This window comes from Oceanidesulfovibrio marinus, assembly GCF_013085545.1.
Taxonomy (GTDB): domain Bacteria; phylum Desulfobacterota; class Desulfovibrionia; order Desulfovibrionales; family Desulfovibrionaceae; genus Oceanidesulfovibrio; species Oceanidesulfovibrio marinus.
This window is the reverse complement of the sequence record NZ_CP039543.1, coordinates 1,623,300-1,643,932: the sequence shown is the minus strand read 5'-3', so window position 1 is coordinate 1,643,932 and position 20,633 is coordinate 1,623,300. Positions and strand designations below refer to the sequence as shown.

The 20,633-nt window shown below is 62.8% G+C and carries 19 protein-coding genes; 10 read left to right on the top strand and 9 right to left on the bottom strand.

What is annotated here, in order from left to right:
* Positions 1-10 precede the first annotated feature (10 nt).
* The 5 genes from E8L03_RS07405 to E8L03_RS07385 all read left to right on the top strand — a co-directional run bounded on the left by E8L03_RS07405 (position 11) and on the right by E8L03_RS07385 (position 4,642).
* The gene (locus E8L03_RS07405) at positions 11-1,561 is read left to right on the top strand and encodes a tripartite tricarboxylate transporter permease (RefSeq protein ID WP_171266975.1); all 1,551 of its coding nucleotides are present in this window, start codon (positions 11-13) and stop codon (positions 1,559-1,561) included.
* On the top strand, positions 1,554-2,006 hold the full coding sequence (locus tag E8L03_RS07400) for a tripartite tricarboxylate transporter TctB family protein (protein ID WP_144233868.1): 453 nt from the start codon (positions 1,554-1,556) through the stop codon (positions 2,004-2,006). The genes E8L03_RS07405 and E8L03_RS07400 overlap by 8 nt, the downstream gene beginning before the upstream one ends.
* Positions 2,006-2,770, top strand: coding sequence for a class II fructose-bisphosphate aldolase (locus E8L03_RS07395; RefSeq protein ID WP_171266974.1), 765 nt, complete (start codon positions 2,006-2,008; stop codon positions 2,768-2,770). Before E8L03_RS07400 ends, E8L03_RS07395 begins: the two co-directional genes overlap by 1 nt.
* Positions 2,771-3,158: 388 nt before the next feature.
* A complete protein-coding gene (locus E8L03_RS07390; protein ID WP_144233870.1) occupies positions 3,159-3,719 on the top strand; it encodes a hypothetical protein in 561 nt (186 codons plus the stop codon).
* A 266-nt stretch (positions 3,720-3,985) separates the two neighbouring features.
* A complete protein-coding gene (locus tag E8L03_RS07385) occupies positions 3,986-4,642 on the top strand; it encodes a hypothetical protein (protein ID WP_171266973.1) in 657 nt (218 codons plus the stop codon).
* Between the two features lie 215 nt (positions 4,643-4,857).
* Here the strand turns inward: E8L03_RS07385 and E8L03_RS07380 are convergent, their stop codons facing one another.
* The 8 genes from E8L03_RS07380 to E8L03_RS07345 form a co-directional block, all read right to left on the bottom strand.
* Positions 4,858-6,138, bottom strand: a complete 1,281-nt coding sequence (locus tag E8L03_RS07380; RefSeq protein WP_171266972.1) for an L-cysteine desulfidase family protein — start codon at positions 6,136-6,138, stop codon at positions 4,858-4,860.
* A 95-nt stretch (positions 6,139-6,233) separates the two neighbouring features.
* A complete protein-coding gene (locus E8L03_RS07375; protein ID WP_144233873.1) occupies positions 6,234-7,616 on the bottom strand; it encodes a class-II fumarase/aspartase family protein in 1,383 nt (460 codons plus the stop codon).
* A gap of 12 nt (positions 7,617-7,628) precedes the next feature.
* The gene (locus E8L03_RS07370) at positions 7,629-8,996 is read right to left on the bottom strand and encodes an MmgE/PrpD family protein (protein WP_144233874.1); all 1,368 of its coding nucleotides are present in this window, start codon (positions 8,994-8,996) and stop codon (positions 7,629-7,631) included.
* On the bottom strand, positions 8,989-10,536 hold the full coding sequence (locus E8L03_RS07365) for a tripartite tricarboxylate transporter permease (RefSeq protein WP_144233875.1): 1,548 nt from the start codon (positions 10,534-10,536) through the stop codon (positions 8,989-8,991). Before E8L03_RS07365 ends, E8L03_RS07370 begins: the two co-directional genes overlap by 8 nt.
* Positions 10,537-10,572: 36 nt before the next feature.
* Positions 10,573-11,025 carry a tripartite tricarboxylate transporter TctB family protein gene (locus tag E8L03_RS07360; RefSeq protein WP_144233876.1) on the bottom strand — a complete coding sequence of 151 codons (453 nt, stop codon included), beginning with the start codon at positions 11,023-11,025 and terminating at the stop codon, positions 10,573-10,575.
* A gap of 72 nt (positions 11,026-11,097) precedes the next feature.
* The gene (locus E8L03_RS07355; protein ID WP_144233877.1) at positions 11,098-12,048 is read right to left on the bottom strand and encodes a tripartite tricarboxylate transporter substrate binding protein; all 951 of its coding nucleotides are present in this window, start codon (positions 12,046-12,048) and stop codon (positions 11,098-11,100) included.
* Positions 12,049-12,066: 18 nt separating this feature from the next.
* Positions 12,067-12,453, bottom strand: coding sequence for a RidA family protein (locus E8L03_RS07350; protein WP_171266971.1), 387 nt, complete (start codon positions 12,451-12,453; stop codon positions 12,067-12,069).
* 20 nt (positions 12,454-12,473) lie between these two features.
* Positions 12,474-13,121, bottom strand: a complete 648-nt coding sequence (locus E8L03_RS07345) for a helix-turn-helix transcriptional regulator (RefSeq protein WP_144233879.1) — start codon at positions 13,119-13,121, stop codon at positions 12,474-12,476.
* A 278-nt stretch (positions 13,122-13,399) separates the two neighbouring features.
* Here E8L03_RS07345 and E8L03_RS07340 point away from each other — a divergent pair, with 278 nt between their 5' ends.
* From E8L03_RS07340 to E8L03_RS07320, 5 genes are all read left to right on the top strand, one after another.
* A complete protein-coding gene (locus tag E8L03_RS07340; protein WP_144233880.1) occupies positions 13,400-15,058 on the top strand; it encodes an ATP-binding protein in 1,659 nt (552 codons plus the stop codon).
* Positions 15,055-15,741, top strand: coding sequence for a response regulator (locus tag E8L03_RS07335; protein ID WP_144233881.1), 687 nt, complete (start codon positions 15,055-15,057; stop codon positions 15,739-15,741). The genes E8L03_RS07340 and E8L03_RS07335 overlap by 4 nt, the downstream gene beginning before the upstream one ends.
* Before the next feature lie 312 nt (positions 15,742-16,053).
* Complete coding sequence (locus E8L03_RS07330; RefSeq protein WP_171266970.1) at positions 16,054-17,028, top strand: TRAP transporter substrate-binding protein; 975 nt, start codon at positions 16,054-16,056, stop codon at positions 17,026-17,028.
* Between the two features lie 234 nt (positions 17,029-17,262).
* A complete protein-coding gene (locus E8L03_RS07325) occupies positions 17,263-17,784 on the top strand; it encodes a TRAP transporter small permease (protein ID WP_144233883.1) in 522 nt (173 codons plus the stop codon).
* 4 nt (positions 17,785-17,788) lie between these two features.
* Positions 17,789-19,063 carry a TRAP transporter large permease gene (locus E8L03_RS07320; RefSeq protein WP_144233884.1) on the top strand — a complete coding sequence of 425 codons (1,275 nt, stop codon included), beginning with the start codon at positions 17,789-17,791 and terminating at the stop codon, positions 19,061-19,063.
* A gap of 185 nt (positions 19,064-19,248) precedes the next feature.
* On the opposite strand, the gene E8L03_RS07315 is transcribed toward E8L03_RS07320, so the two are convergent.
* Positions 19,249-20,430 (bottom strand): cystathionine gamma-synthase family protein, encoded by a 1,182-nt coding sequence (locus E8L03_RS07315; RefSeq protein ID WP_171266969.1) that lies wholly within the window; start codon positions 20,428-20,430, stop codon positions 19,249-19,251.
* Positions 20,431-20,633 lie beyond the last annotated feature (203 nt).

Sequence of the window (20,633 nt, the reverse complement as noted above, 5' to 3'; positions counted from 1 at the left end):
GGGAGGTCTAATGTTCGATCTTGCCGTCGCAGGCCTGGAACACGTGTTCGTTCCGGCTAATTTGCTCTTCCTCTTTATCGGTGTGTTCGCGGGCATCGTTTTCGGCGCCCTGCCCGGCTTGACTGCGACGATGGGACTCGCGCTACTGGTGCCGTTTACTTTCACGATGGCTCCGACCGCAGGCCTCATCATGCTCGCAGGCATCTATGTCGGTGCAATGTATGGCGACGCGGTACCCGCGATTCTTATCAACACACCTGGAACCCCGGCGGCTATCGCCACCAGCTTTGACGGGTTCCCGCTTTCTCAGAAAGGCATGGCCCAGCACGGGCTGGTGGCCGCCGCGGTCGCCTCGTCTTTCGGCAGCCTTGTTGCAAACATCGTGCTGCTTACTGCGGCGCCCCCCCTTGCCGCCGCATCCCTCAAGTTCGGTCCCCCCGAATATTTCTGGCTCGGCGTCTTCGGCCTGACCATCATCGCCACCCTGTCCACGGGCTCCGTGCTCAAAGGGTTCCTGGCCGGCGCGCTGGGTCTTCTGCTGTCCACCATCGGCATGGCGCCCATCGGCGGCGACGTGCGGCTCACCTTCGGTCATCCTGAAATGCAGGCCGGCATCGAGCTCATCGTCGCGCTCATCGGCTTCTTCTGCCTGCCCGAGATCCTGGGCAGCGTCATCGGCAAGCGCCAGGCCAAGTACTCGTCTGAAAACGCCAAGCCGGAGCTCTCCGTTGTCTGGGAGGTCATGAGTTCTCTGTTCAAGAAGCCTGTGCTCATGTTCCGTTCGGCGTTCATCGGCACCGTGGTCGGCTTTGCTCCTGGCGCAGGCGGCAACATCGCCAGTATGGTATCCTACAACGAAGCATGTCGATGGGACAAGAACCCTGAAGAATTTGGTAAGGGAACCATCAAGGGCGTGGCGGCCAGTGAGGCTGCCAACAGCGCCATGGCTCCCGGCTCGCTGGTTCCGCTGCTCACCCTGGGCATCCCCGGCTCTCCCCCGGCCGCGGTTATCCTCGGCGCGCTCATGCTCCACGGCATGCGCCCCGGCGGCGAGCTCTTCACCGTGCACGGCCAGGTTGTCTACGCCTTCATGATGGCCCTGCTCGTGGCGGCGTTCTTTGTCACCATCATCGGCTGCTTCGGCTCCTTCGTATTCTCGCGGATCATCAACATTCCCTCCAGGTTCCTCGCTCCGGTCATCATCTTCATGACGGTGCTTGGCTCCTACGCCATCCGCAACAACATGCTGGACGTCTGGATCATGCTGATCTTCGGCGTGGTCGGCTTCATCTCCAACAAGCTGAAGTTCCACCCCGCGCCCATTGTCCTGGGACTGATCCTGGGACCGTTCGTCGAGGAAGGGCTCGTCCAGTCCATGCTCGCAGGTCACGCGACCGGCAGCGTGGTGCATTATATGGTCTTCCGGCCCATCAGCATCGTGCTTATCACGCTCTCGCTGCTCTCCGCCCTGTGGCCCATTTACGCATCGTGGAAACACAAAAGGAAACAGCGGCGGGAAGGCTGCGCCTGCAATATCGAGGAGGGTGTGAAGAATGCTTAACTCCGACATTCTCATCGGCAGTGCGTCGCTGGTCATCGCGGCGGTCATCTTCTTCGCCACTCGTGACCTCAGCAAACTGGGCGGCATCTTCGTCAACTACTGCCTGACGGTGTTCGTGGCCCTGGCCGTGCTGGAGCTGATCAAGGGCTTCATCAAGCCGGAACGGGTCGAGTTCTTCACCTCCGTCACGGAGCGGAACAACGTCGTCGTGGGCCTGGTCATTCTCATTATCTACCTGGCCATCATGCCGTTTCTCGGGTTCCTGCCGTCCAGCTTCCTCTTCTTCACCGTTATGACGCTGTATCTGGGTGAGGAAGGACTGACGACGCGCAACATCCTGGTGAGCGCCGGTTTGGCTGTTGTCGTGGTAACGATGTTCTACTTCATCTTCAAAGAGTTCCTCATGGTGCCGCTGCCGTCCGGCTCCTTCTTCGAGGCAAGCTGATGACCCAGGCCGGGTTGTCCGATCTCCGGGCCGCCGTCGGTTCCGGCAAAGCTTTCGGCTGCTTTGCCGCACGGGACCGGGGCTGTGTGGAGGCGATCATCGCCGCCGCCCAGGAGACCGGACTCCCGGCCGCCCTCTGCATCGGCTACACGCCTGATGTGGATTTCCAGACGTTGTCCTCCACATGTTGCACCGCCGCGGGCAAGACAGCCATGCCCGTGGCGGTGCATCTCAATCATGGCCGGTCCCTGGGCGAGGTGCTGGCCGCCCTGGACGCCGGCTGCACCTCTGTCATGTTCGACGGCTCGGCCCTGGATCTGGAATCGAACATCACCAGAACACGTGAATGCGTGCAGGCGGCCCATGCCCACGGCGTGGAGATAGAAGGGGAGATCGGCCCGCTCGGCGTCTTCTCCCTGGACGAGGCGCGGGACTTCGTGGCCCGCACCGGCGTGGACTGGCTCGCAGTGTCCGTGCCGGCGCACTGGCCGTTTCACGCCGGAATCATCGAGGCGCTGGCCGGCCTTGGCGCCGGTCTGGTGCTGCACGGGGCCAGCAAGCTCACCCCGGACCAGCGGACCGCCGCCATCCGTGTCGGCGTAGCCAAGATCAACGCCCACTCCGAGCTGGACCGCGCCCTGGCAGAAGGCGTGCGCCAGACCCCGTCGCAAGCCGCCGAATCCTTCCCCAACGGCCTCGACCCGATGTACGACGCCGTACGCAGGACCGTGAGCGAGCTGATGCGTTCCTACGCCCTGCGCTGAGCCCTTCCTGTTTCCTGACGACCCCACTCGGATCGCAGTTATCCCTCTGTTCATCCTGATCGCCGGGAGTTAGTTTTTGAGCCTCCGGTGCCAAGGCGCATGCATCTCCATGCCGAAGCATCCTGCGTATTGGCCACATCGATACGTTCCCGTAGGCTCCGCTGCGTTGCCGGATCTAAGTCAGTGACAGCGGCGCTTTGGCCGGACTGGACGAATGTCTTGTTATTGTTAGCTGATATGACTATAGTGTGGCACAATCGAGTCGGTATTCGGGGGAACGCCGCTCCGCAGTGGTTTCGTCCAATTCCAGCCGCATTCGAGGGCATTGGTTCCATCCAGGGGGGATATGGACATGTCTTCTAGTGGAAAAGGGAAAGCAGGGCACCCTTTGAGTGTTCTGCTTGATCTCGATGACCACGATCTGGTCACCATCCTTGCACAGTGCCTGCAAAAGCAGTCGCAGCGTGCGTGGATGATGGAGCTGATCGCCTACAAGCTGGTGGACTCATACTTTGAGATTTATAAAGAGAAGTATGGGTTCTTCCTGACGTACAAGGACTTCATCCTCTATCTCCTGAAAAGCCTGGAGAACGTTCCCGGACCGAATTACGACATCAATCAAAGGCGATTGGTCTGGTTTGTCCTGGGAAGCTACGTGAAAATGGCGGAAGAGAAGGCGTTTGGCTTTCCAAGACTGGAGAGCAGCATTGCCGATATCTGGCTGCTGTTTGCAAAAGGCAGTCTCAAGATGCCCACGGTACTTAAGGACGACGAGACCTGGAGCGACCAGGAGAAGTACATGTTCAAGGAGATCAAGAGCAACGGCGCGTGGGAGAACTTTGGCGCCTACATCACGCTCTCCGGCTTCGCCCCGCACTTTATTCGCAGAAACCAGAAGGTTCTCGGCTACCTGGAACACTGCCGCGACAAGCTGGGGGTCCTGGACTAGTTGCCGGCAACGGCCCCTTCACGCCGTCCAGGTCGGGCGCGAACCGCGCTCCGCACTGCCGACCCGCCGTTGTCATTTCCGCACGATCCTGAGACGCCCTGTCGGCTACCGGTCCATTAATGCCTGGATAGATGCCGCCCATGGTTGCCTCCTCCCTTGCCCCGAACCTGTGGGGTGATTATCATGGAACGAGTCCTTGCCGCATGGGCGTGGCCGTGCTGCGCCTTCACGCTCCGGCTTATCGCATCGACGCGGAACAGCATGGTATGAGCACACTGCAGCATCTTCTGAAAAAAGCCGAAGCCCTGGGCCGGGAGGCCCTGAAAGGCAAGGACGCCATTGCGGACTTCTGCGCCGGACCGCACACCATCGGCATTGGCAACCGCGAGCTGTCGCGGCTCGACTCCCGCATCGCCTCGGTCATGACCGACAAGGGCGTGGAAGACCTCCGAGTCCGGCTCAAGGACAGTCTCATCCACGTTACAGGCCGCTTTCCGGCCCGGGGCGGCGGCGCTTTCGATGTGGACCTCGTGCCGGACGGCGTTGTCTGGACCGACGACGAGCACGTGCTCCTCTTCAGGATCGCCCGGCAGGACGTGACCATGGACGGCAAGGTGATGAACGCGCTGCAGATGGCCGTGACGCGCACCTTCAACACGCTTTTCGGCGAATCGTTCCTCAACGAGAAGCTTGGCGTGGTGGACAGGGACGGTCGGGTCCGCGTGGAGCTGGACGGCGAAGACTCCCGCCTGGACGCGATTATGGACTCCATGGAGATCCACGCTCTGGAGTGCGCGGGCGAGCGGCTGCGCATCACCTTCACCCCCAGGCTGAAAAACGCTCTGGCCCATGCGAAGACCGTGGTCTCCTGGTGGCTGAAGCGGGAGAAGCAGGACCAGGGGGACGGGCAGAAGGCAGGGTAGGAGCCGGCAGTACGACGCCCTCCGGGCATCCTGCAAAATATCTTGATGCAATTGCGCGATGCCGGAGCCGTGGCAGCTCCGGTGCGGCATGCTGCGTACTTGAAGCGCCCCCTCTCCGCTATGGCATGGAAAGGGGGCGCTGGTTCATGGCGCTCAGGAGGGCTAGGTTGGTGGCATATCAACAGGCCGCGCCATGAAATTCGAAGCGGTGTTTTCTAGCTGTCGGGCCGGAGCTGCAACAGCTCCACGATGACCTTGTCCGTGTTGGAGAACGCCTTGGTGCACAGCTTGGACAACGCCAGGCACGTGGTGCGGATGTCCGGGGAGACCAGTCCTTCGTCCTGCTGCACGCCACGCTTGTCCATGGCCATGAGCGCGGCGGCGTACGCTTCGCCGGCGGCGGCCGAGACCTTGAGACCGCAGGAGCCCTTGGCCCCGTCGCAGAGCATGCCCATGAGTGAGGAGATGAGCGAGGCCACGGCGTGTTCGGCCATGTCCGGGGTACCGCCCAATACGCGCACCATGCCGGCGGCCGCGCCTGCTCCGGCAGCCACGGAGCACCCGCAGATGGGGGTCAGCCGGCCGGTGTAGGTCTTCACATAGCCGGTCACCAGATGGCTGAAGGCCACGGACTCGGCGATGAGGCGCTGGGGAGCGCCCACGGCCTCGCCCACCACGGCCACGGGAATGATGGCGGTGATGCCGTGGTTGCCGCTGCCTGCGCTGCTCATCACTGCGGCGGACTTGCCGGACATGCGCACATCCGCGGCGGCGCCTGCCAGCTTCTTCACGGTGGCCAGCAGGCCGGAGTTGTCCTTGTGCTCCGCCAGGGTGGCTCCCACGCCCAGGCCCCAGGAGCCTTCCAGCCCCTGATTGGCTACGCCCATGTTCATCTGCACGCCTTCGAGCATGTAACCTTCGAGATCCTTGTCGATGGAGCTCGCCAGATCCCACAGCTCTTGGATGCCGAGAGTCATGAGCTCTTCCAGGTAGGGTGGCAGCCCGGCCTTGCTTTTGGCCTCGGTCGCCGGCTTGTCAAAGACCACCTGGCCGTTTTTGGTCACCTTCCGTAGCGTATCGTGCCGGTCCTGGACCACGGCGCAGACCTCGCAGTCCGCGTTGCGCAGGGTGACGGCCACGTAAATGCTGGGACCTTCGTCGCGCACGCTGACATTGACCACGCCGGCGTCCACCATGGCCTTGGCCTTTTCCACAACGGTCTCCGGAATGCCTTCCAGCACCAGCAGACCCTTGTCCGCGTCGCCGGCCAGCGCGCCCAGGACCACGGCGATGCGGTTGCCGCGCTGGCCCATGGCGCCGGGAATACCCACGTCGCGGCCGTTCTTGTAGATGTTCAGCGAGACGTCCAGGTCGATGGACTCGATCTCACCCTCGAACTCCCTGGCGGCGTAGGCCGCGGCAAGGGCCACAGCCACCGGCTCGGTACAGCCCATGGCCGGCTTCACTTCATTGGCGAAAAATTCGTGCAGATCCATATCTGTCTCCTTGGCCGCGCAGAGAGGCTGGCCTGTGTGCGAGGTGGACTGGCCAGGGCAACACGCCCCGTCATCCTGCGCACTGGAACGTTGTCTCAACATTGTAAAAACTCCTCGTCGGTCGCGCCCAGCGTTTTGGCCGTAGCGATGACGTCGTGCACCTGGCGCACCGATTGTCCGATGTGCTTGGAGTAATCCATGAGCTCGTTCAGCTCGTCTTTTGTCAGGTTGGCCGCGATATCCGGGTTCTCGAACAGCAGCTCGCGGAAGGTCTTTCCCTTGGGCGCCGTGGCGGCCAGGATGGTGTCGCGGATCAGATGGTGCGCGGTCTGCTTGCCCACCTTCTTGCCCAGCTGGAACATAAGCGCCTCGGAAAAAAGCATGCCGTGGAGCATGTCCAGGTTTTCGGTGATGCGCGCCTCGTCGATGACCAGGCCGTCCACCACGAAGACCAGCGCGGACAGGGCCTTGTGCAGCATCATGCTGCTCTCGGGAATGGAGTGCCAGTCGAGCCGCCAGGCGCGGGTGTCGCGCTCGTGTTCCGCCACCATGGACTGCAGAGCGAGCTGCACGTTGCTCATGACCACGCGCGTCATGGCCACCACGAACTCCGTGACCTCGGGGTTGCGCTTGTGCGGCATGGTGCTGCTGCCCACGTAGTGCTCGCCCAGGGGCTCCTGGAACTCGCCGATCTCGGTGCGCGCGAGCTGGAATATCTCGTTGGCGATGCGGCCGACGGTGCCGGCCAGCAGGCCCAGCACGGTCTGGTACTCGGCCACGATGTCGCGTGCGCTGCCCCAACCCGTGGGGGGCAGGGCAAGGCCCAGCTCCTTCATGACGGCTTCTGCCGTGGGGTAGGCCTGCTCGCCCAGGCCGGCCATTGTGCCGGTGCCGCCGTGGAGCATGCCCACGAACACGCGCTTCTGCATGTCCTTGACGCGCTCCATGCCGCGGCGCAGCTCGGCCGCCCAGTTGGCGAACTTCAGGCCCAGGGTGATGGGCAGGCCCTGCTGGTTGTGGGTGCGTCCGGCCATGGGGAAGGACTCGTACCTGGCGGACAGCTTGAGCAGGGTGGATTCGAGCTTGGCCAGGTCGCGGAAGATCAGCTTGGAGGCGTCCTTCATCTCCAGCACACCGCCGGTGTCCTCAATGTCCTGGGTGGTGGGGCCGTAGTGGATGTACTCGCCCAGGTTGCCCTCGCAGCGCTTCTGCACGGCCTTGAGCAGGGGCACCAGGGAGTGGCCGGTCTTGGCCAGCTCGTCCTTGATGAAGTCGGTGTCGAGCTCCTCGACGTGGGCCTTGGCCTTGATCTCGGCGGCCGCCTCCTTGGGGATGACGCCCAGCCCGGCCTGCACTCCGGCCAGCACGACCTCGATGTCCAGCCAGCGCTGGTAGCGTTTGCGGTCGTCGAAGACCTCGCGCATCTCAGGCGTGCACCAGCTACCGCCGTAGAATTCCGAATCAATGATATGGGACATGGCTATTCCTCGTCAGCTATCGCAAATGGTGAACAAAAACGGTTCCACCGCCGCGCGGTGTTCTAGATCCAGGGCCCAGGAGACGATGTTCTGTCGCTGGGACGGTGAAAGCAGTGAGCCGGTCAGCTGCTCCAGCTTCTCCTGCATGTCTTCGGCGGACATGGGGTTCTCGGGGTCGCCCTTGCGGAAGCGGTTTTCTTGAGAAAGCACGCGGCCGTCCTTGCAACGGACCACGATGCGGCACGGCCGGCTGGCCGGGAACCCGGCGTCCATCTCGGCGTCGAACTTCAAGGATACGCGGTGGGAGAGCTCGCGCACGGCAGCGTCCTCTACGACGTCCTCTGTAAAATTGGCGAATGTGAGTGCGCCCCGCGTCAGCAGGAAGGCCAGACAGAACTGGTTGGAGAACTTGGCCTGCTCCAGATTCACGGGCTCGGCAATGCCGGCGATATCGATGGCGCGCTGATACACGTTTGCTTCCACGCTCTTCACGTCGGCGGCGGTAATGCTCTCGCGCTCCATGATCGCGGCCGTGGCGTCCAGCATGCTGTGGGTCTGGCCGCAGGTGGGGTAGGCCTTGAAGTTGACCTCGGAGATCTTGAAGTGCTCGCCGAGTCTGTCGGTCAGGGCCTCGAAGCGCGGCTTGGGTGCGGCAAAGGCGCAGATTCCCTTGTCGCCCTCGAAGATGCGCGTGGCACCCGCGATGCCGGCCTCGGCCAGCAGGGCGGCCTGCATGCCGTTCTGCACGGCCTTTGCCGGGTGGAAGGGTTTGGCCCGCACCGCGCCGTCCTGCAGGAACTGCCAGACACCGGCGGCCTGGGTCCCGGCGTGGCCCAACGCCCACACCGTCTGCTCATGCGTGAGCTTGCAGCATTTGGCCGCGGCGGCTGCCGCGCCGAACGTGCCGGCCGTGCCCGTGGTGTGGAAGGTGGCGTAATGCTCCGGGCCGAAGCACTCGCCGGCGCGGATGGCCAGGTCGTAGCCGCAGATCATGGCCTCCAGCATCTCGGCGCCGCTCAGGCCGCGCTCCTGCGCCAGGGCCAGGACCACGGGCATGACCACCACGCCGATGTGCATGATGGACTGGCGGTGGCCGTCGTCGGTCTCGGTCACGTGGCCCTTGGCCGCGTTGGCGAATGCGGCCCATATGGGGGGGAGCTGCCCGTCGCCGATGACGTGCGCCGCACCGATAGTCTTGCCCGCCATTGATGCGGCGTAGTCGGTGTAGGCGGTGGATAGCTCGACCCCATGGGCGTTCCAGGCCGCTGCGAGGTAGTCGATGGCGCAAAGCCCGGCTTTACGCGTCACTTCCTCGGGCAGATCGGCCGCGCGGACGGAACAGATGTACCCGGCCAGGGAATCGGAGATGGAGCTAGGCATGTTGCGCTCCTTCGCCGTTCTTACCGTTTTTGCCGTTCTTGCGCCGCCTGTACACGCTCTTGATGAGCGGCGTGGCCACGAAGAAGAGCGCGCCGATGAGCAGCACCAGGCTGATGGGCCGGGTGACGAAGATCGACAGGGAGCCGTGGGAGAGCGTGAGGCTCTGGAACAGCCCGCGCTCCATCATGGCGCCCAGGACCACGGCCAGGATGAGCGGGGAGTGGGGCAGGTCGCACTTGTTGAACACGTAGCCCAGCACGCCGAAGCCGATGGCCACCCAGATGTTGAAGACGCTGTTGCCCACGGCGAATGCGCCGGTCAGGCAGAGCACGGAGATGACAGCGCCGAGCACCTCGCGCGGCAGCTTGAATATCAGCCGGGAGAGGGTGCGGCCCAGGAAGATGCCCATGGGCGCCATGACGATGTTGGCCACCAGGAAGGAGACGACGATGAGGTAGGCGATATCCGGCGTGTCGCGGAAGAGCGCGGGGCCGGGACGCAGACCCTGGATGAGCAGGGCGCCCAGGAACAGGGCCGAGGTGGAGTTGCCGGGCACGCCCAGGGAGAGCAGGGGCACCATGGAGCTGGCCACCACCGCGTTGTTCGCCGCCTCGGGCGCAGCCACGCCTTCGGGCACGCCGCTGCCGAAATCCTTGTCTTTGTGCCGCCGCGCGGTCTGGTCGTAGGCCATGTAGATGGCCATGAGCATGCCGGCGCCGGGAATGATGCCGATGACGTTGCCGATGCCGGAGCTGATCATCCAGGTGGGCAGCAGGCGCTTGACCATGGACCACTTGGGCAGCACGCGGCCGATGCGCGGAATCTTGATCTCCACATCCTCTCCGGCGCGGCTGCGCAGCCGCTGCTCGCAGATGGACTCGGCAAGCTCCAGCACGCTGGTGACGCCGAACAGGCCGATAAGCATGGGAATGAAGGGGATGCCGTCGTAGAGGTTGGGACTGTCGAAGGTGAAGCGCGGGTAGCCGGTGAGAGGGCTGATGCCCACGGTGGAGATGAGCAGGCCGATGAGGCAGACGATGAGGCTCTTGACCATGTTGCCGCCGGACATGCCGGCCACGGTGGAGAGGCCCATCAGCGCCAGGGCGAAGTACTCGGGCGGTCCGAAGCGCAGGGCGTAGCTGGCCAGGATGGGCGCGAAGAAAAGCAGGATGATGGAGCTGGTGATGCCGCCGAACACGGAGCTGGTGGTGGAGATGCCCAGCGCCTGCCCGGCCTCGCCCTTCTGGGCCATGGCGTAGCCATCCAGGGCTGTGACCACCGATGACGCCGTGCCTGGTATTCGCAGCAGTATGGCGGGAATGGAGCCGCCGTAGCAGGCCGCGCAGTAGATGCCCACCAGCAGAGGGAATGCGTAGTCAGGGTGCATCGAAAAGGTCACCGGGATGAGCACGGCAAGGGTGATGCTGTCGTTGAGCCCTGGGATGGAACCGACGGTCAGGCCCACGGCGACGCCTGCCAGCAGGAAGAGGAAGACGGTCGGGTTGGCCAGATGGACGAATGAAGCGATGATGTGTTCCATGACGTTCTCTCTGCGAAGAAATGTCTGAACGAGTAATTATTCCATGAAAGGCAGCCGGGGCAGCGGCACACCCAGAAGCACGCCGAAGACGCCGTATACAGCCAGCACAAAGAGCAGCGAGACCAGGAGCAGCAAGCCGGAGCGGCGATAGCCCAGCACCCAGCCCACAAAGAGCATCAGCAGCACGGACGGGGCGATGAACCCTGCGAACTCCAACGCGGCGGCGTAGGCGCACATGACCACGGTGACCATGGCCGGCATGATGTAGCGGTGGCAGCCATGCGCCGGGGCTTCTTCCGGTCCATTCTGTCTGCGCACCTTGAAGAACGTGTTCACGAACAGAAGGGCCGAGAGAACCATGAACGAGATGGCCAGCAGTATGGGGAACCGCGAAGGTATGTCGTCGAAGCCCGATGCCATCTTGTAAACCACGACGCCGGTGGCGAAGAAGACTATGGAAAGCCAGGTGTCTATTTTCTTGAGCAGCATGGAGTGTTCCTCCGCATGGCGGGGTACAGGGCGCCCCCGCCCGGAAAAGGGCGAGGGCGCTTCGGAATGACCTTACTTCTTCAGGGTCGGCAGGATCTCCTGCATAACCTCGGCCACGCCGTCCACGTACTTTTCGAACGCTTCAGGCCCGCGGTAGACCACCGGGTAGCCGGCCTTCTTCATGCCTTCGACGAACTTGGGGTCCTCGATGACTTTCTTGAAGCCAGCCGCCTGGTAATCCACGATCTCCTTGGGGGTGTCCTTGGGCACGGCCAGGCCGCGGAAGGTGCCCCAGAGCATGTCCACGCCGGCCTCGCGGAAGGTGGAAACACCCGGGAAGTCCGGATGCGGCTCTTCCTGCATGATGCCCAGCACGCGGATCGTACCGCCGTCCACGTAGCCGCTGGCCTCGCCGGAGGACATGAAGCCGGCTTCCACATGGCCGCCCATGAGCTGCTGCAACTGCATGGCCGCGCTTTCGTTGTGGATGAAGCTGAACTTGGCGCCGCTCTTCTTTTCCAGCACCAGAGCGGCAACGTGGTGGGAGGTGGAGAAGCCGGGAGTGGCGATGGAGATCTCCTTCTCCTTTGCCGCGGCCAGGAAGTCTTCCAGCGTCTTATAGGGGGAGTCCGTGGGCACGACCAGAACCTCGGGGTCGAAGCAGTACATCACCACGGGCTGGAAGGACTTGTAGGTGTAAATGGTCTTTTTAGTGATGGGGTTGTTCACCACGGAGGAGGTGTAGGCCAGGATGGTGTAGCCGTCGGGCTTGGCCTGGGAAACGAAAGTCTGGCCGATGACGGCGCCGCCGCCGGGCATGTTCTCCACAATGATCTTTTTGCCGTCAAAGTACTGGGGAGCGACCTCGGAGATGAGGCGGCTGGTGAAGTCCACAGCGCCGCCCGGAGCGAAAGGCACGATGATCTTGATGTTGCGGGAAGGATAGTCGGCGGCGAACGACGCGCCGGCGGCCATCGCGACAAGGGCCAACGCCATCACGAAAATGGTCAGCAAACGTTTCATGTAGTCCTCCTGTTGTGTTTAGGCCGGAATAGAAAAAATGGCCTCGATTTCTATTTGGCCTCCCAGAGGCAGCGCGGCGACCTGCACGGCGCTGCGGGCCGGGAAGGGGCTCTCGAAGAATTCCTTGTACACCTCGTTGGCCGCTGCGAAGTCCGCGATGTCGGCGAGAAAGACGGTGACCTTCACGGCGTTCTTCAGGGACGTGCCGCCGGCTTCGGCCACGGCGGCCAGGTTGGTCAAGGAACGGCGGGTCTTGTCCTGGATAGTGCCTTCCACCATGGAGCCCGTTGCAGGGTCGATGGGAAGCTGGCCGGAAACAAAGAGCAGATTACCGGTTTTCACAGCCTGGGAGTAGGGACCGACAGCTTTCGGAGCCTTTTCGGTGGAGACGGCCTCATTGGACATTTGAACCTCCTTTCTCCGTGTCAGACAAGGTCTGTCTCACGGATCTCTTTTAAATCGTTATAAATAGTGTAGCGGGTAACACCGAACAATCGTGCGACCTGGTTCACTGCTCCCTTGAAGACAAAAACCTCGCGCGTGTTCAGGCGACGCATGAACTCCAGGCGTTCGTCCTTGTCCATGGTGGCGGGCTGCTTGCCCATCTCGGCGACGGTCTCGTCCAGAATGGACTCCAGCGTCTCCTGGAACGAGGAGGCGAACCGCTCGGGCGATTGTGACGAATCGGCGGAAAAATGGGTGAACTCGTCCAGGGCGGCCTTGGCGTTCAGGAAATCGGTCACGTCCAGGTTGATGCAGAGGCAGCCGATAACCTGGCCGGCGCTGTTGCGCAGAAACGTGGTGGAGGACTTCATGATCCGGCCGTTGAAGATGGTGCGGTAGCCGGCCAGGTCTTCCGCCTGGTCCCCCTTGTCCTTGTACGTCTTGAAGATGAGGTCGGTGATGGGCGCGCCGATCTGGCGTTGGGTGAGGTCGCCGGCCACGTGGATGAGCGAGGCGCTGAGATCCGAGAAGTCGTGGAGCACGACCTCACAGTTCTTGCCCATGGCGTTGGACAGACCGTCGGCCACACGTTTCATGGTTTCAAAAATTGCAACGTTTTCCCGAATCATGGTACTTCTCCGCGCCTGGGGTGAGCAAAATTGTTAAAGACACAATCATGCTAATTTTTGTTGAAGTCAACAACTTTTGTTGAATTTTAAAAAATAAAATGGAGCTCCGGCGCCCGAACGCCGTGCTCTTGACCTGCTGCTCCCCTAACTATCTGAAATATAGAGTGCTTGTGTTTTTCGACGCGTGCTCGTAGGAAGGAAAACCGAAACGCAGAGGAGGCGTGGCGTTTGAGGCCGCTCATCGCGGGCCTTCACTCTCACTTCAAGACAGGACGGCAATGGAATTTCGCAGGCCCGTCGCCCGGTTGTTCTCCCTCCTGAAGCCCAAGACGCTCCAGCAGCATCTGCTGTTCATGGTCTCGGCACTGGTGCTCTTGCAGATCGGCATCAGCTGGTACCTCGTCTCCCACGTAACGGCCAAGATCCTGCGCGAGCAGGTGGGCCAGAGCGCCCTGGACGCCGCCCATATGGTCGCGCGCATCCCGACCGTCCGCCAGGCCTTGTACTCGGGTGATCCAGACGGCTTCATCCAGGTGATCGCCGAGAACATCCGCCACGACATCGGCGCGGAGTACGTGGTGGTGGCGGACACGACCGGCAGACGCTACTCCCACCCGGTGGTGGAGCGCATCGGCCAGTACTTCGTGGGCGGAGACACCGGCCCGGTGGTGCACGAGGGCAAGTCCTACGTATCCGAGGCCGTGGGCACGCTCGGTCCGTCCCTGCGCGGCTTCTCCCCCATCTACAGCCCCTATCCGGACGAGGAGGGCGACACCCCGGTCATCGGCTTTGCCAGTGTGGGCTACCTGACCAGAAATCTGCACGCCACCATCCGTCAGAACCTCCAGCGGCCCATGCTCTTCATCGCGGCCATGACCATGCTGGGCTTTCTCTGCGCCGTGCTCATCGCCCGGCATCTCAAGCGCATCACCCTGGGGCTGGAGCCGTCCCAGATCGCGAACCTCTATCTGGAGCGCGGCGCGGTGCTGGAGGCCATCCGCGAGGGCGTGGTGGCCGTGGACAGGCAGGGCTCCATCCGGCTGATGAATCGCGCGGCCCAGGGCTACGCCGGCCTTTCGCCGGACGATCGCATGGAGGGCCGGCCTCTGGACGAGGTACTGCCGGGCTTCAATCTGCATCGGGCCATGGGCACGGGCGAGGCCGAGTACGACATGGAGCGCACCGTGAACGGCCTGCCCATGATCATCAACACGGTGCCTCTCCGCCACGATGGCGTTGTGAAAGGAGCAACAGTCAGCTTCCGCCGCAAGGACGAGCTGGACCACGTGGCGCGGGAGCTGGCGCGAGTGCAGCAGTACATCGAGATGCTGCGCGTACAGACGCACGAGTACTCAAACAAGCTGCACACCATCGGCGGCCTGATCCAGATTCAGGCCTACCAGGAGGCGCTGGACCTGGTGGTCAAGGAGGCCACCGGGTATCAGGACATCATCCGCTTTCTGCAGCAGACCGTGCCCCATCCGGTTATCGCGGCCATCATCCTGGGCAAGTACAGCCGGGCCAAGGAGGTGCGCGTGGACTTCCATATTGACCCGGAAAGCAGCATGGTGGACGTGCCCGAGTGGATAGACCAGGAGGCCGTGGTGACCATCCTGGGCAACCTCATTGACAACGCCATCGAGGCCGTGGTGGATCAGCCCGCCTCGGCGCGCCGTGTCGAGCTCTCGTTCACCGACCTGGGCAACGAGCTCATCTTCGAGGTGGGCGACTCCGGGCCGGGCATCCCCCCCGGCAGGCTGGAGCACGTTTTCAGCAAGGGCGTCTCCACCAAGGGCAAACGCCGCCGCGGCCTGGGCCTTTATCTGGTGGAGCTGCGGCTGGAAGACATGAACGGCAACATAACGGTTTCGGAGAGCGAGCAGGGCGGAGCGCTCTTCACCGTGGCCATCCCAAAGGCGGCGCGGTGCATGCTATGAAAGAGATTCGAGTGCTCATTGTGGAGGACGACCCGCGGATCGCCGATCTGCATCGCCGGTTCACGGAGCGGGTGGAGGGCTTTGCCGTGGCGGGCATTGCCGAGGGGCTGTCCGACGCCATGGACATGGTGGACTCCCTGCAGCCCGACCTGGTGCTGCTCGACCTCTACTTCCCCGAGGGTACCAGCATGGATCTTTTGCACCACATCCGCGGCCAGGGCATGGAGACGGACGTCATCTACATCACCGCGGCCAAGGAGGTCGCTCCTCTGCGGCAGGCCATGCGCGGCGGCGTGTTCGATTACATCATCAAGCCGGTCATCGCCTCCCGCTTCCATGAGAGCCTGGAGAAGTACCGCTGGTACCGCTCCCGTCTTTCGCACATGGACGTGGTGGAGCAGTGCACCGTGGACTCCCTGCGGCCGGCGGCCAAGAACATAGGCGAGGGCAAGGAAGACCTGCCCAAGGGCATCGACGCCCTGACCCTGGAGAAGATCTGCGCCGTGTTCCACTCCAAGGACGCCAGCGCCGGCCTTTCTGCCGAGGACGTGGCCGCACGCGTGGGTGTGAGCCGCTCCACCTCCCGTCGCTATCTGGAGTATCTGGTCTCCGTGGACTTTCTGGTGCCGGACGTGGTCTACGGCTCCGTGGGCCGGCCCGAGCGCCGTTACTTCAAGGTCTGATCGTCCATTTCTCGCAGGCGCTTCCCAAAGCGCCGCCTCCCAGGCTGCCTGCCCGATTTTCCAAAGGGTAGTCTGTGTTGTTGTCCCGTATTGCTTCGGGGCGGCTCCTGCCTTTGTATTTCCCGCCAATCTGCCCCGTGAACAATATGAACAAAAAGGGCAGTAAGGAGAAATAGCTTCTTACGGTCTAAATCGCCATATTTTCTGTATTTTATGCAATTCATGGGATGCCTTCAACGATTTGGGTCAATGCATATCCCCGACGCATTTGGGCAATGGTGCCTAAAAACTGCAATGCCAAGGAGAGTTCCCATGAAAAAACGGATGCTGACGATTTTCGTGCTGCTGCTCGCGCTGGCCATGGCCGTGCCTGCATACTCCGCCACCGTGCTGAAGCTGGGCCACATCGCCGAGCCTGTGCACCCCTACGGCAAGGGCGCGGAGAAGTTCGCCGAGCTGGTGAAGGAAAAGTCCGGCGGCGAGATCGAGGTCAAGGTATTCCCGTCCTCCCAGTTGGGCGGCCAGAAGGATCTCATCGAAGGCCTTATTTACGGCACCGTGGACATGGCCCTGGTGGGCACCGCCGTGCTGGGCCAGTTCCAGCCGAAGATCTCCATCTTCGACCTGCCCTTCCTCTTCAAGGATCGCCAGCATGCGTACAAGTCTCTGGACACGGTGGGCATGGAGCTCGGCAAGGAGCTGGAGCCCAAGGGCATCAAGCTGCTGGGCTACATGGAGAACGGCATCCGCCACATGACCAACAACGTCCGGCCCATCAAGACGCCCGCGGACATGGAAGGTCTGAAGATCCGCGTCATGAACAACAAGATCTATGTCGAAACCATGAAGGCTCTCGGCGCCTCTCCCACGCCCATGGCTTTCGGCGAGCTGTACTCCGCCATGCAGCAGGGCACGGTGGACGGCCAGGAGAACCCCAGCGCCCACATCTGGACCAAGCGCTTCTTCGAGGTCCAGGACTACGCCTCCCTCACGGCCCACGCCTACTCCCCGGAGCCCATGCTCATCTCCATGATCTCCTGGGGCAAGCTCTCCGACGACCAGAAGGCCATCGTCCAGGAAGCCGCCGACGAGGCCATCGCCTGGCAGCGCCAGCTCTCCGAGGACCAGGACAACGAGTACTGGGACAAGATCAAGGCCACCGGCAAGATCGAGGTCATCGAGGTTGACCGCGAGCCCTTTGCCGAAGCTACTGTCTCTGTGCACGAGATGTTCGCCGACGAGGTGGGCCAGGACAACCTGGACAAAATCAAGGCCCTGGCTGAGTAGGGGCCGGCTCGCAGTACGGCCCGGTTCGATGGATGGCCGGGCCGTACTGATTACATAGCGCGTGGGGTCGGCTGACGGATTCACTGCCGGTAAACGGTTTTTGGGGTACCCGCGCCTGGGAGGGCGGCGCTTCATCTCCAGGCCGCCCGGCTGCGTTTCCGGGACATCGCTCCACGGCCGACTCTGCGCCTGCGAGCCATCGCGCCGCCGCCACAATCACGGAAGAGGTGAGAGATGGAGAAGCTACTGAAATTTGTCCGCGCGGTCCTGTTCTACATATCAGTCATCGCCATGGGGGCGATGCTGGCCATCATCTTCTATCAGGTCATCACCCGCTACGTGTTCAACTTCTCGCCGGACTGGTCGGAGGAGCTGGCGCGCATGCTCTTCGTCTGGGTCGTCTTCCTGGGGTCCGCGCTGATCATGGGCGAGGAAGGCCACTTGGCTGTGCAGATTCTGCCCAGGAAGTTCGAGGGCACGGCCTTTGGCGATTTCCTGCAGATCTGCATCAACGTGTGCAGCTACATTTTCATCGGCCTGCTCATCGTGCAGGGCACCAAGATGACCCGGACCATGTCCTTTCAGACATCGCCGGGGCTGGGGCTGTCCATGAGCTTCGTCTACTTCGTCATGCCCTTGTCCGGCCTGTTGATGCTGCTCTACCTGATCAAGGACTCCATCCGCATTTACCGTTGCATCGTGACCCGCCGCCAGAGCGCCTGCGAGGTCCCGCAACAGACCCCTCCAGCGGAGTAACCCCATGGAAGCGACACTTCTCCTCTCATTTCTGGTGATGACGGCGATCGGCGTGCCCGTGGCGTTCGCCCTGGCGCTTTCCGCCTCCCTGGTCCTGTTTACGTTCATGGACATGCCGCAGGTCATGGTCACGCAGGTCATGTACTCGGGCATCGACTCCTTCTCCTTCATGGCCGTGCCTTTCTTCATGCTGGCCGGCGCCTTCATGTCCGCCGGCGGCGTGACCACCCGGCTCGTGAACTTCGCGCTCGCCCTGGTGGGCTCCTTCCGCGGCGGACTGGCCCAGGCAGTGGCCGTGGCCGGCATGTTCTTCGCCGCCATCTCCGGCTCCTCGGCCGCCACCACCGCGGCCATCGGCTCCACCATGGTCAACGAGATGGAAAAGAAGGGCTACCGCCGTGAGCTGGCCACAGGCATCGTGGCCGCCGGCGGCACCGTGGGCATCGTCATCCCGCCCTCCATCACCCTGGTTGTTTACGGCGTCATCGCCAACACCTCCATCGGCGACCTCTTCATGGGCGGCCTGCTGCCGGGCTTCCTCATGGGCGTGGTCATGTGCGCCGTGAGCTGGTTCCTGGCCAGGAAGGAGGGCATCCCCAAGGAAGGCTCCTTCTCGGCGGTGTCCGTATTCAAGTGCTTCAAAGACTCGTTCTGGGCGCTGCTCACACCGGTCATCATCATCGGCGGCATCTACGGCGGCATCTTCACCCCCACCGAGGCGGCCGCCGTGGCCGCGGTCTACGGCATCGTGGTAGGCCTGTTCATCTACCGCGAGCTGAAGATCAAGGACTTTCCCAAGATCATCTTCCAGGCGGTCATCGGCACCACCATCATCATGTTCATCGTGGGCGCGGCCAAGGTCTTTGGCTGGCTCATGACCAACCTGGAGATTCCCCACCACATCGGCGCGTTTATGGTCTCCATCACGAGCTCGCCGATCATGTTCCTGCTGATGGTGAACGTGCTGCTGCTGGTCATCGGCACGCTGATCAACGCCTCGGCCGCGGTGGTCATTCTCACGCCCATCCTGCTGCCTGTGGTCGAGCAGCTCGGCATCGATCCGCTGTTCTTCGGCGTGCTCATGGTCATCAACCTGGCCATCGGCTGCATCACGCCGCCCGTGGGGTTGGACCTGTTCGTGGCCAGCGCCATCACCAAGGTGCCGCTGGAAAAGGTGATGCGGGCGTCGTTGCCGTATCTGATATCGTTGTTGCTCTCGCTGCTGGCGTTCACCATGTTCCCGTCCATCATCACCGTACTGCCCAACATGCTGCGGTAACAGGGATGAGCCCGACATCAAGCGCGCCGACGAATGTCGCGCCACATCCGCCCCGCCGGTCACAGAGATCGGCGGGGCGGTTTGCTTTAGGATGCGGTGGATGGGTCCGCTAATCGCAGGCACAAAAAAAACGGGTCCGCAGCACGTACGGACCCGTCAATGGCAGGATTGGGTGGGCGAGGCTCTTAGCGCAGGGCCTGGTCCAGATCGGCCTTGAGGTCTTCCACGTCCTCGATGCCCACGGAGTAGCGGATGAGGCTCTCCGGAATGCCCATGGCGGCGCGTTCCTCGGCCGTGCACTCCACGTGGCTCGTGGTGGCCGGCGGCCCGGCAATGGTCTCCACCGAGCCCAGGTTGGCGGCGCGGCGGGCCAGCTTCAGGCGGGTGAGGCAGCGGGCGGCGTCCTCAAAGGTGTTGCCTTTGACGATGAAGCTGAGCATGCCGCCGAAGCCGCGCATCTGCTTGCGGGCGATGTCGTGGCCCGGATGGTCGGGCAGGCCGGGGTAGAGCACGCGCTCCACGTTGGGATGGCCGCTCAGGAACTCGGCCAGGGCCTGGGCGTTCTCGTTCTGGCGCTGGATGCGCAGGTGCATGGTCTTCATGCCGCGCAGCAGCAGGTAGGCGGACATGGGGTGCAGGGTGCCGCCCACGATCTCGCGGTAGCCGTAGATGCGCTTGATCAGCTCCTCCTTGCCGGCAACAACGCCGCCTAGGGCGTCGGCATGGCCGCCCATGAACTTGGTGGCGCTGTGTACGACCAGGTCCGCGCCCAGGAGCAGGGGGTTCTGGTTAATGGGCGTGGCGAATGTGTTGTCCACAATCACCACGGCGCCGGCAGCCTTGCCTACGCGGGCCAGGCGCTCCAGATCCACGATCTTGATGGTCGGGTTGGTGGGCGTCTCCAGGTAGAGCACGTTGCAGCCCTTAGCCACCTCGGCCTCCACCTCGTCCTCGTCCATGGTGTCGCACAGGGTCACGTTCACATTCTGGCGGGGCAGGAACTCGGTGAACAGGCGGTTGGTGCCGCCGTAGGTGTCCTTGACGGAGACGACGCGGTCGCCGGGAGCGAGCAGGGTGAAGAGGGTGCTGCTGATGATGCCCATGCCGGTGGAGGCGCTGGTGGCCGCCTCGGCGTGCTCCAGCACGCGCACCTTCTCCTCGAAGACATCGACGGTGGGGTTGGTGTTGCGGCTGTAGATGTGGCCGGGCTTGTTGCCCAGGGCCACGTCCATCCACTCTTCCATGTCGTCGTAGCCGAAGGACACGCTGTGCACCACGGGCACCTGCGTGGCGTTGCCTTCAAATAGGCGTTGTTCGCCGGCCCACACAGCTTGTGTGGCCGGTTTGTACTGCTGGTCGTTGCTCATGATGACTCCTGAATGATGACGCCCAACGGCCTGTGCCGGGGCAATTCAATACGGTGGGCGCCCACAGATGGGCGTCACGATGCGCTCGGGTGGGGGCCGAAGCGGCCCACTATGAAACAATGATCGAGCGAATTCAACTCCCGTGTTTTCGCATAAACACGGTACAGGCGGGCATTCTGCGCGTCCTGACGTCCGGCCTTCTC

Coding starts and splice junctions, on each gene's coding strand:
- E8L03_RS07400 (WP_144233868.1), top strand. CDS start 1,554: ATGCTTAACTCCGACATTCTCATCGGCAGTGCGTCGCTGGTCATCGCG.
- E8L03_RS07320 (WP_144233884.1), top strand. CDS start 17,789: ATGGAAGCGACACTTCTCCTCTCATTTCTGGTGATGACGGCGATCGGC.
- E8L03_RS07350 (WP_171266971.1), bottom strand. CDS start 12,453: ATGTCCAATGAGGCCGTCTCCACCGAAAAGGCTCCGAAAGCTGTCGGT.
- E8L03_RS07395 (WP_171266974.1), top strand. CDS start 2,006: ATGACCCAGGCCGGGTTGTCCGATCTCCGGGCCGCCGTCGGTTCCGGC.
- E8L03_RS07375 (WP_144233873.1), bottom strand. CDS start 7,616: ATGTCCCATATCATTGATTCGGAATTCTACGGCGGTAGCTGGTGCACG.
- E8L03_RS07365 (WP_144233875.1), bottom strand. CDS start 10,536: ATGGAACACATCATCGCTTCATTCGTCCATCTGGCCAACCCGACCGTC.
- E8L03_RS07360 (WP_144233876.1), bottom strand. CDS start 11,025: ATGCTGCTCAAGAAAATAGACACCTGGCTTTCCATAGTCTTCTTCGCC.
- E8L03_RS07315 (WP_171266969.1), bottom strand. CDS start 20,430: ATGAGCAACGACCAGCAGTACAAACCGGCCACACAAGCTGTGTGGGCC.
- E8L03_RS07340 (WP_144233880.1), top strand. CDS start 13,400: ATGGAATTTCGCAGGCCCGTCGCCCGGTTGTTCTCCCTCCTGAAGCCC.
- E8L03_RS07335 (WP_144233881.1), top strand. CDS start 15,055: ATGAAAGAGATTCGAGTGCTCATTGTGGAGGACGACCCGCGGATCGCC.
- E8L03_RS07345 (WP_144233879.1), bottom strand. CDS start 13,121: ATGATTCGGGAAAACGTTGCAATTTTTGAAACCATGAAACGTGTGGCC.
- E8L03_RS07385 (WP_171266973.1), top strand. CDS start 3,986: ATGAGCACACTGCAGCATCTTCTGAAAAAAGCCGAAGCCCTGGGCCGG.
- E8L03_RS07380 (WP_171266972.1), bottom strand. CDS start 6,138: ATGGATCTGCACGAATTTTTCGCCAATGAAGTGAAGCCGGCCATGGGC.
- E8L03_RS07355 (WP_144233877.1), bottom strand. CDS start 12,048: ATGAAACGTTTGCTGACCATTTTCGTGATGGCGTTGGCCCTTGTCGCG.
- E8L03_RS07370 (WP_144233874.1), bottom strand. CDS start 8,996: ATGCCTAGCTCCATCTCCGATTCCCTGGCCGGGTACATCTGTTCCGTC.
- E8L03_RS07405 (WP_171266975.1), top strand. CDS start 11: ATGTTCGATCTTGCCGTCGCAGGCCTGGAACACGTGTTCGTTCCGGCT.
- E8L03_RS07330 (WP_171266970.1), top strand. CDS start 16,054: ATGAAAAAACGGATGCTGACGATTTTCGTGCTGCTGCTCGCGCTGGCC.
- E8L03_RS07325 (WP_144233883.1), top strand. CDS start 17,263: ATGGAGAAGCTACTGAAATTTGTCCGCGCGGTCCTGTTCTACATATCA.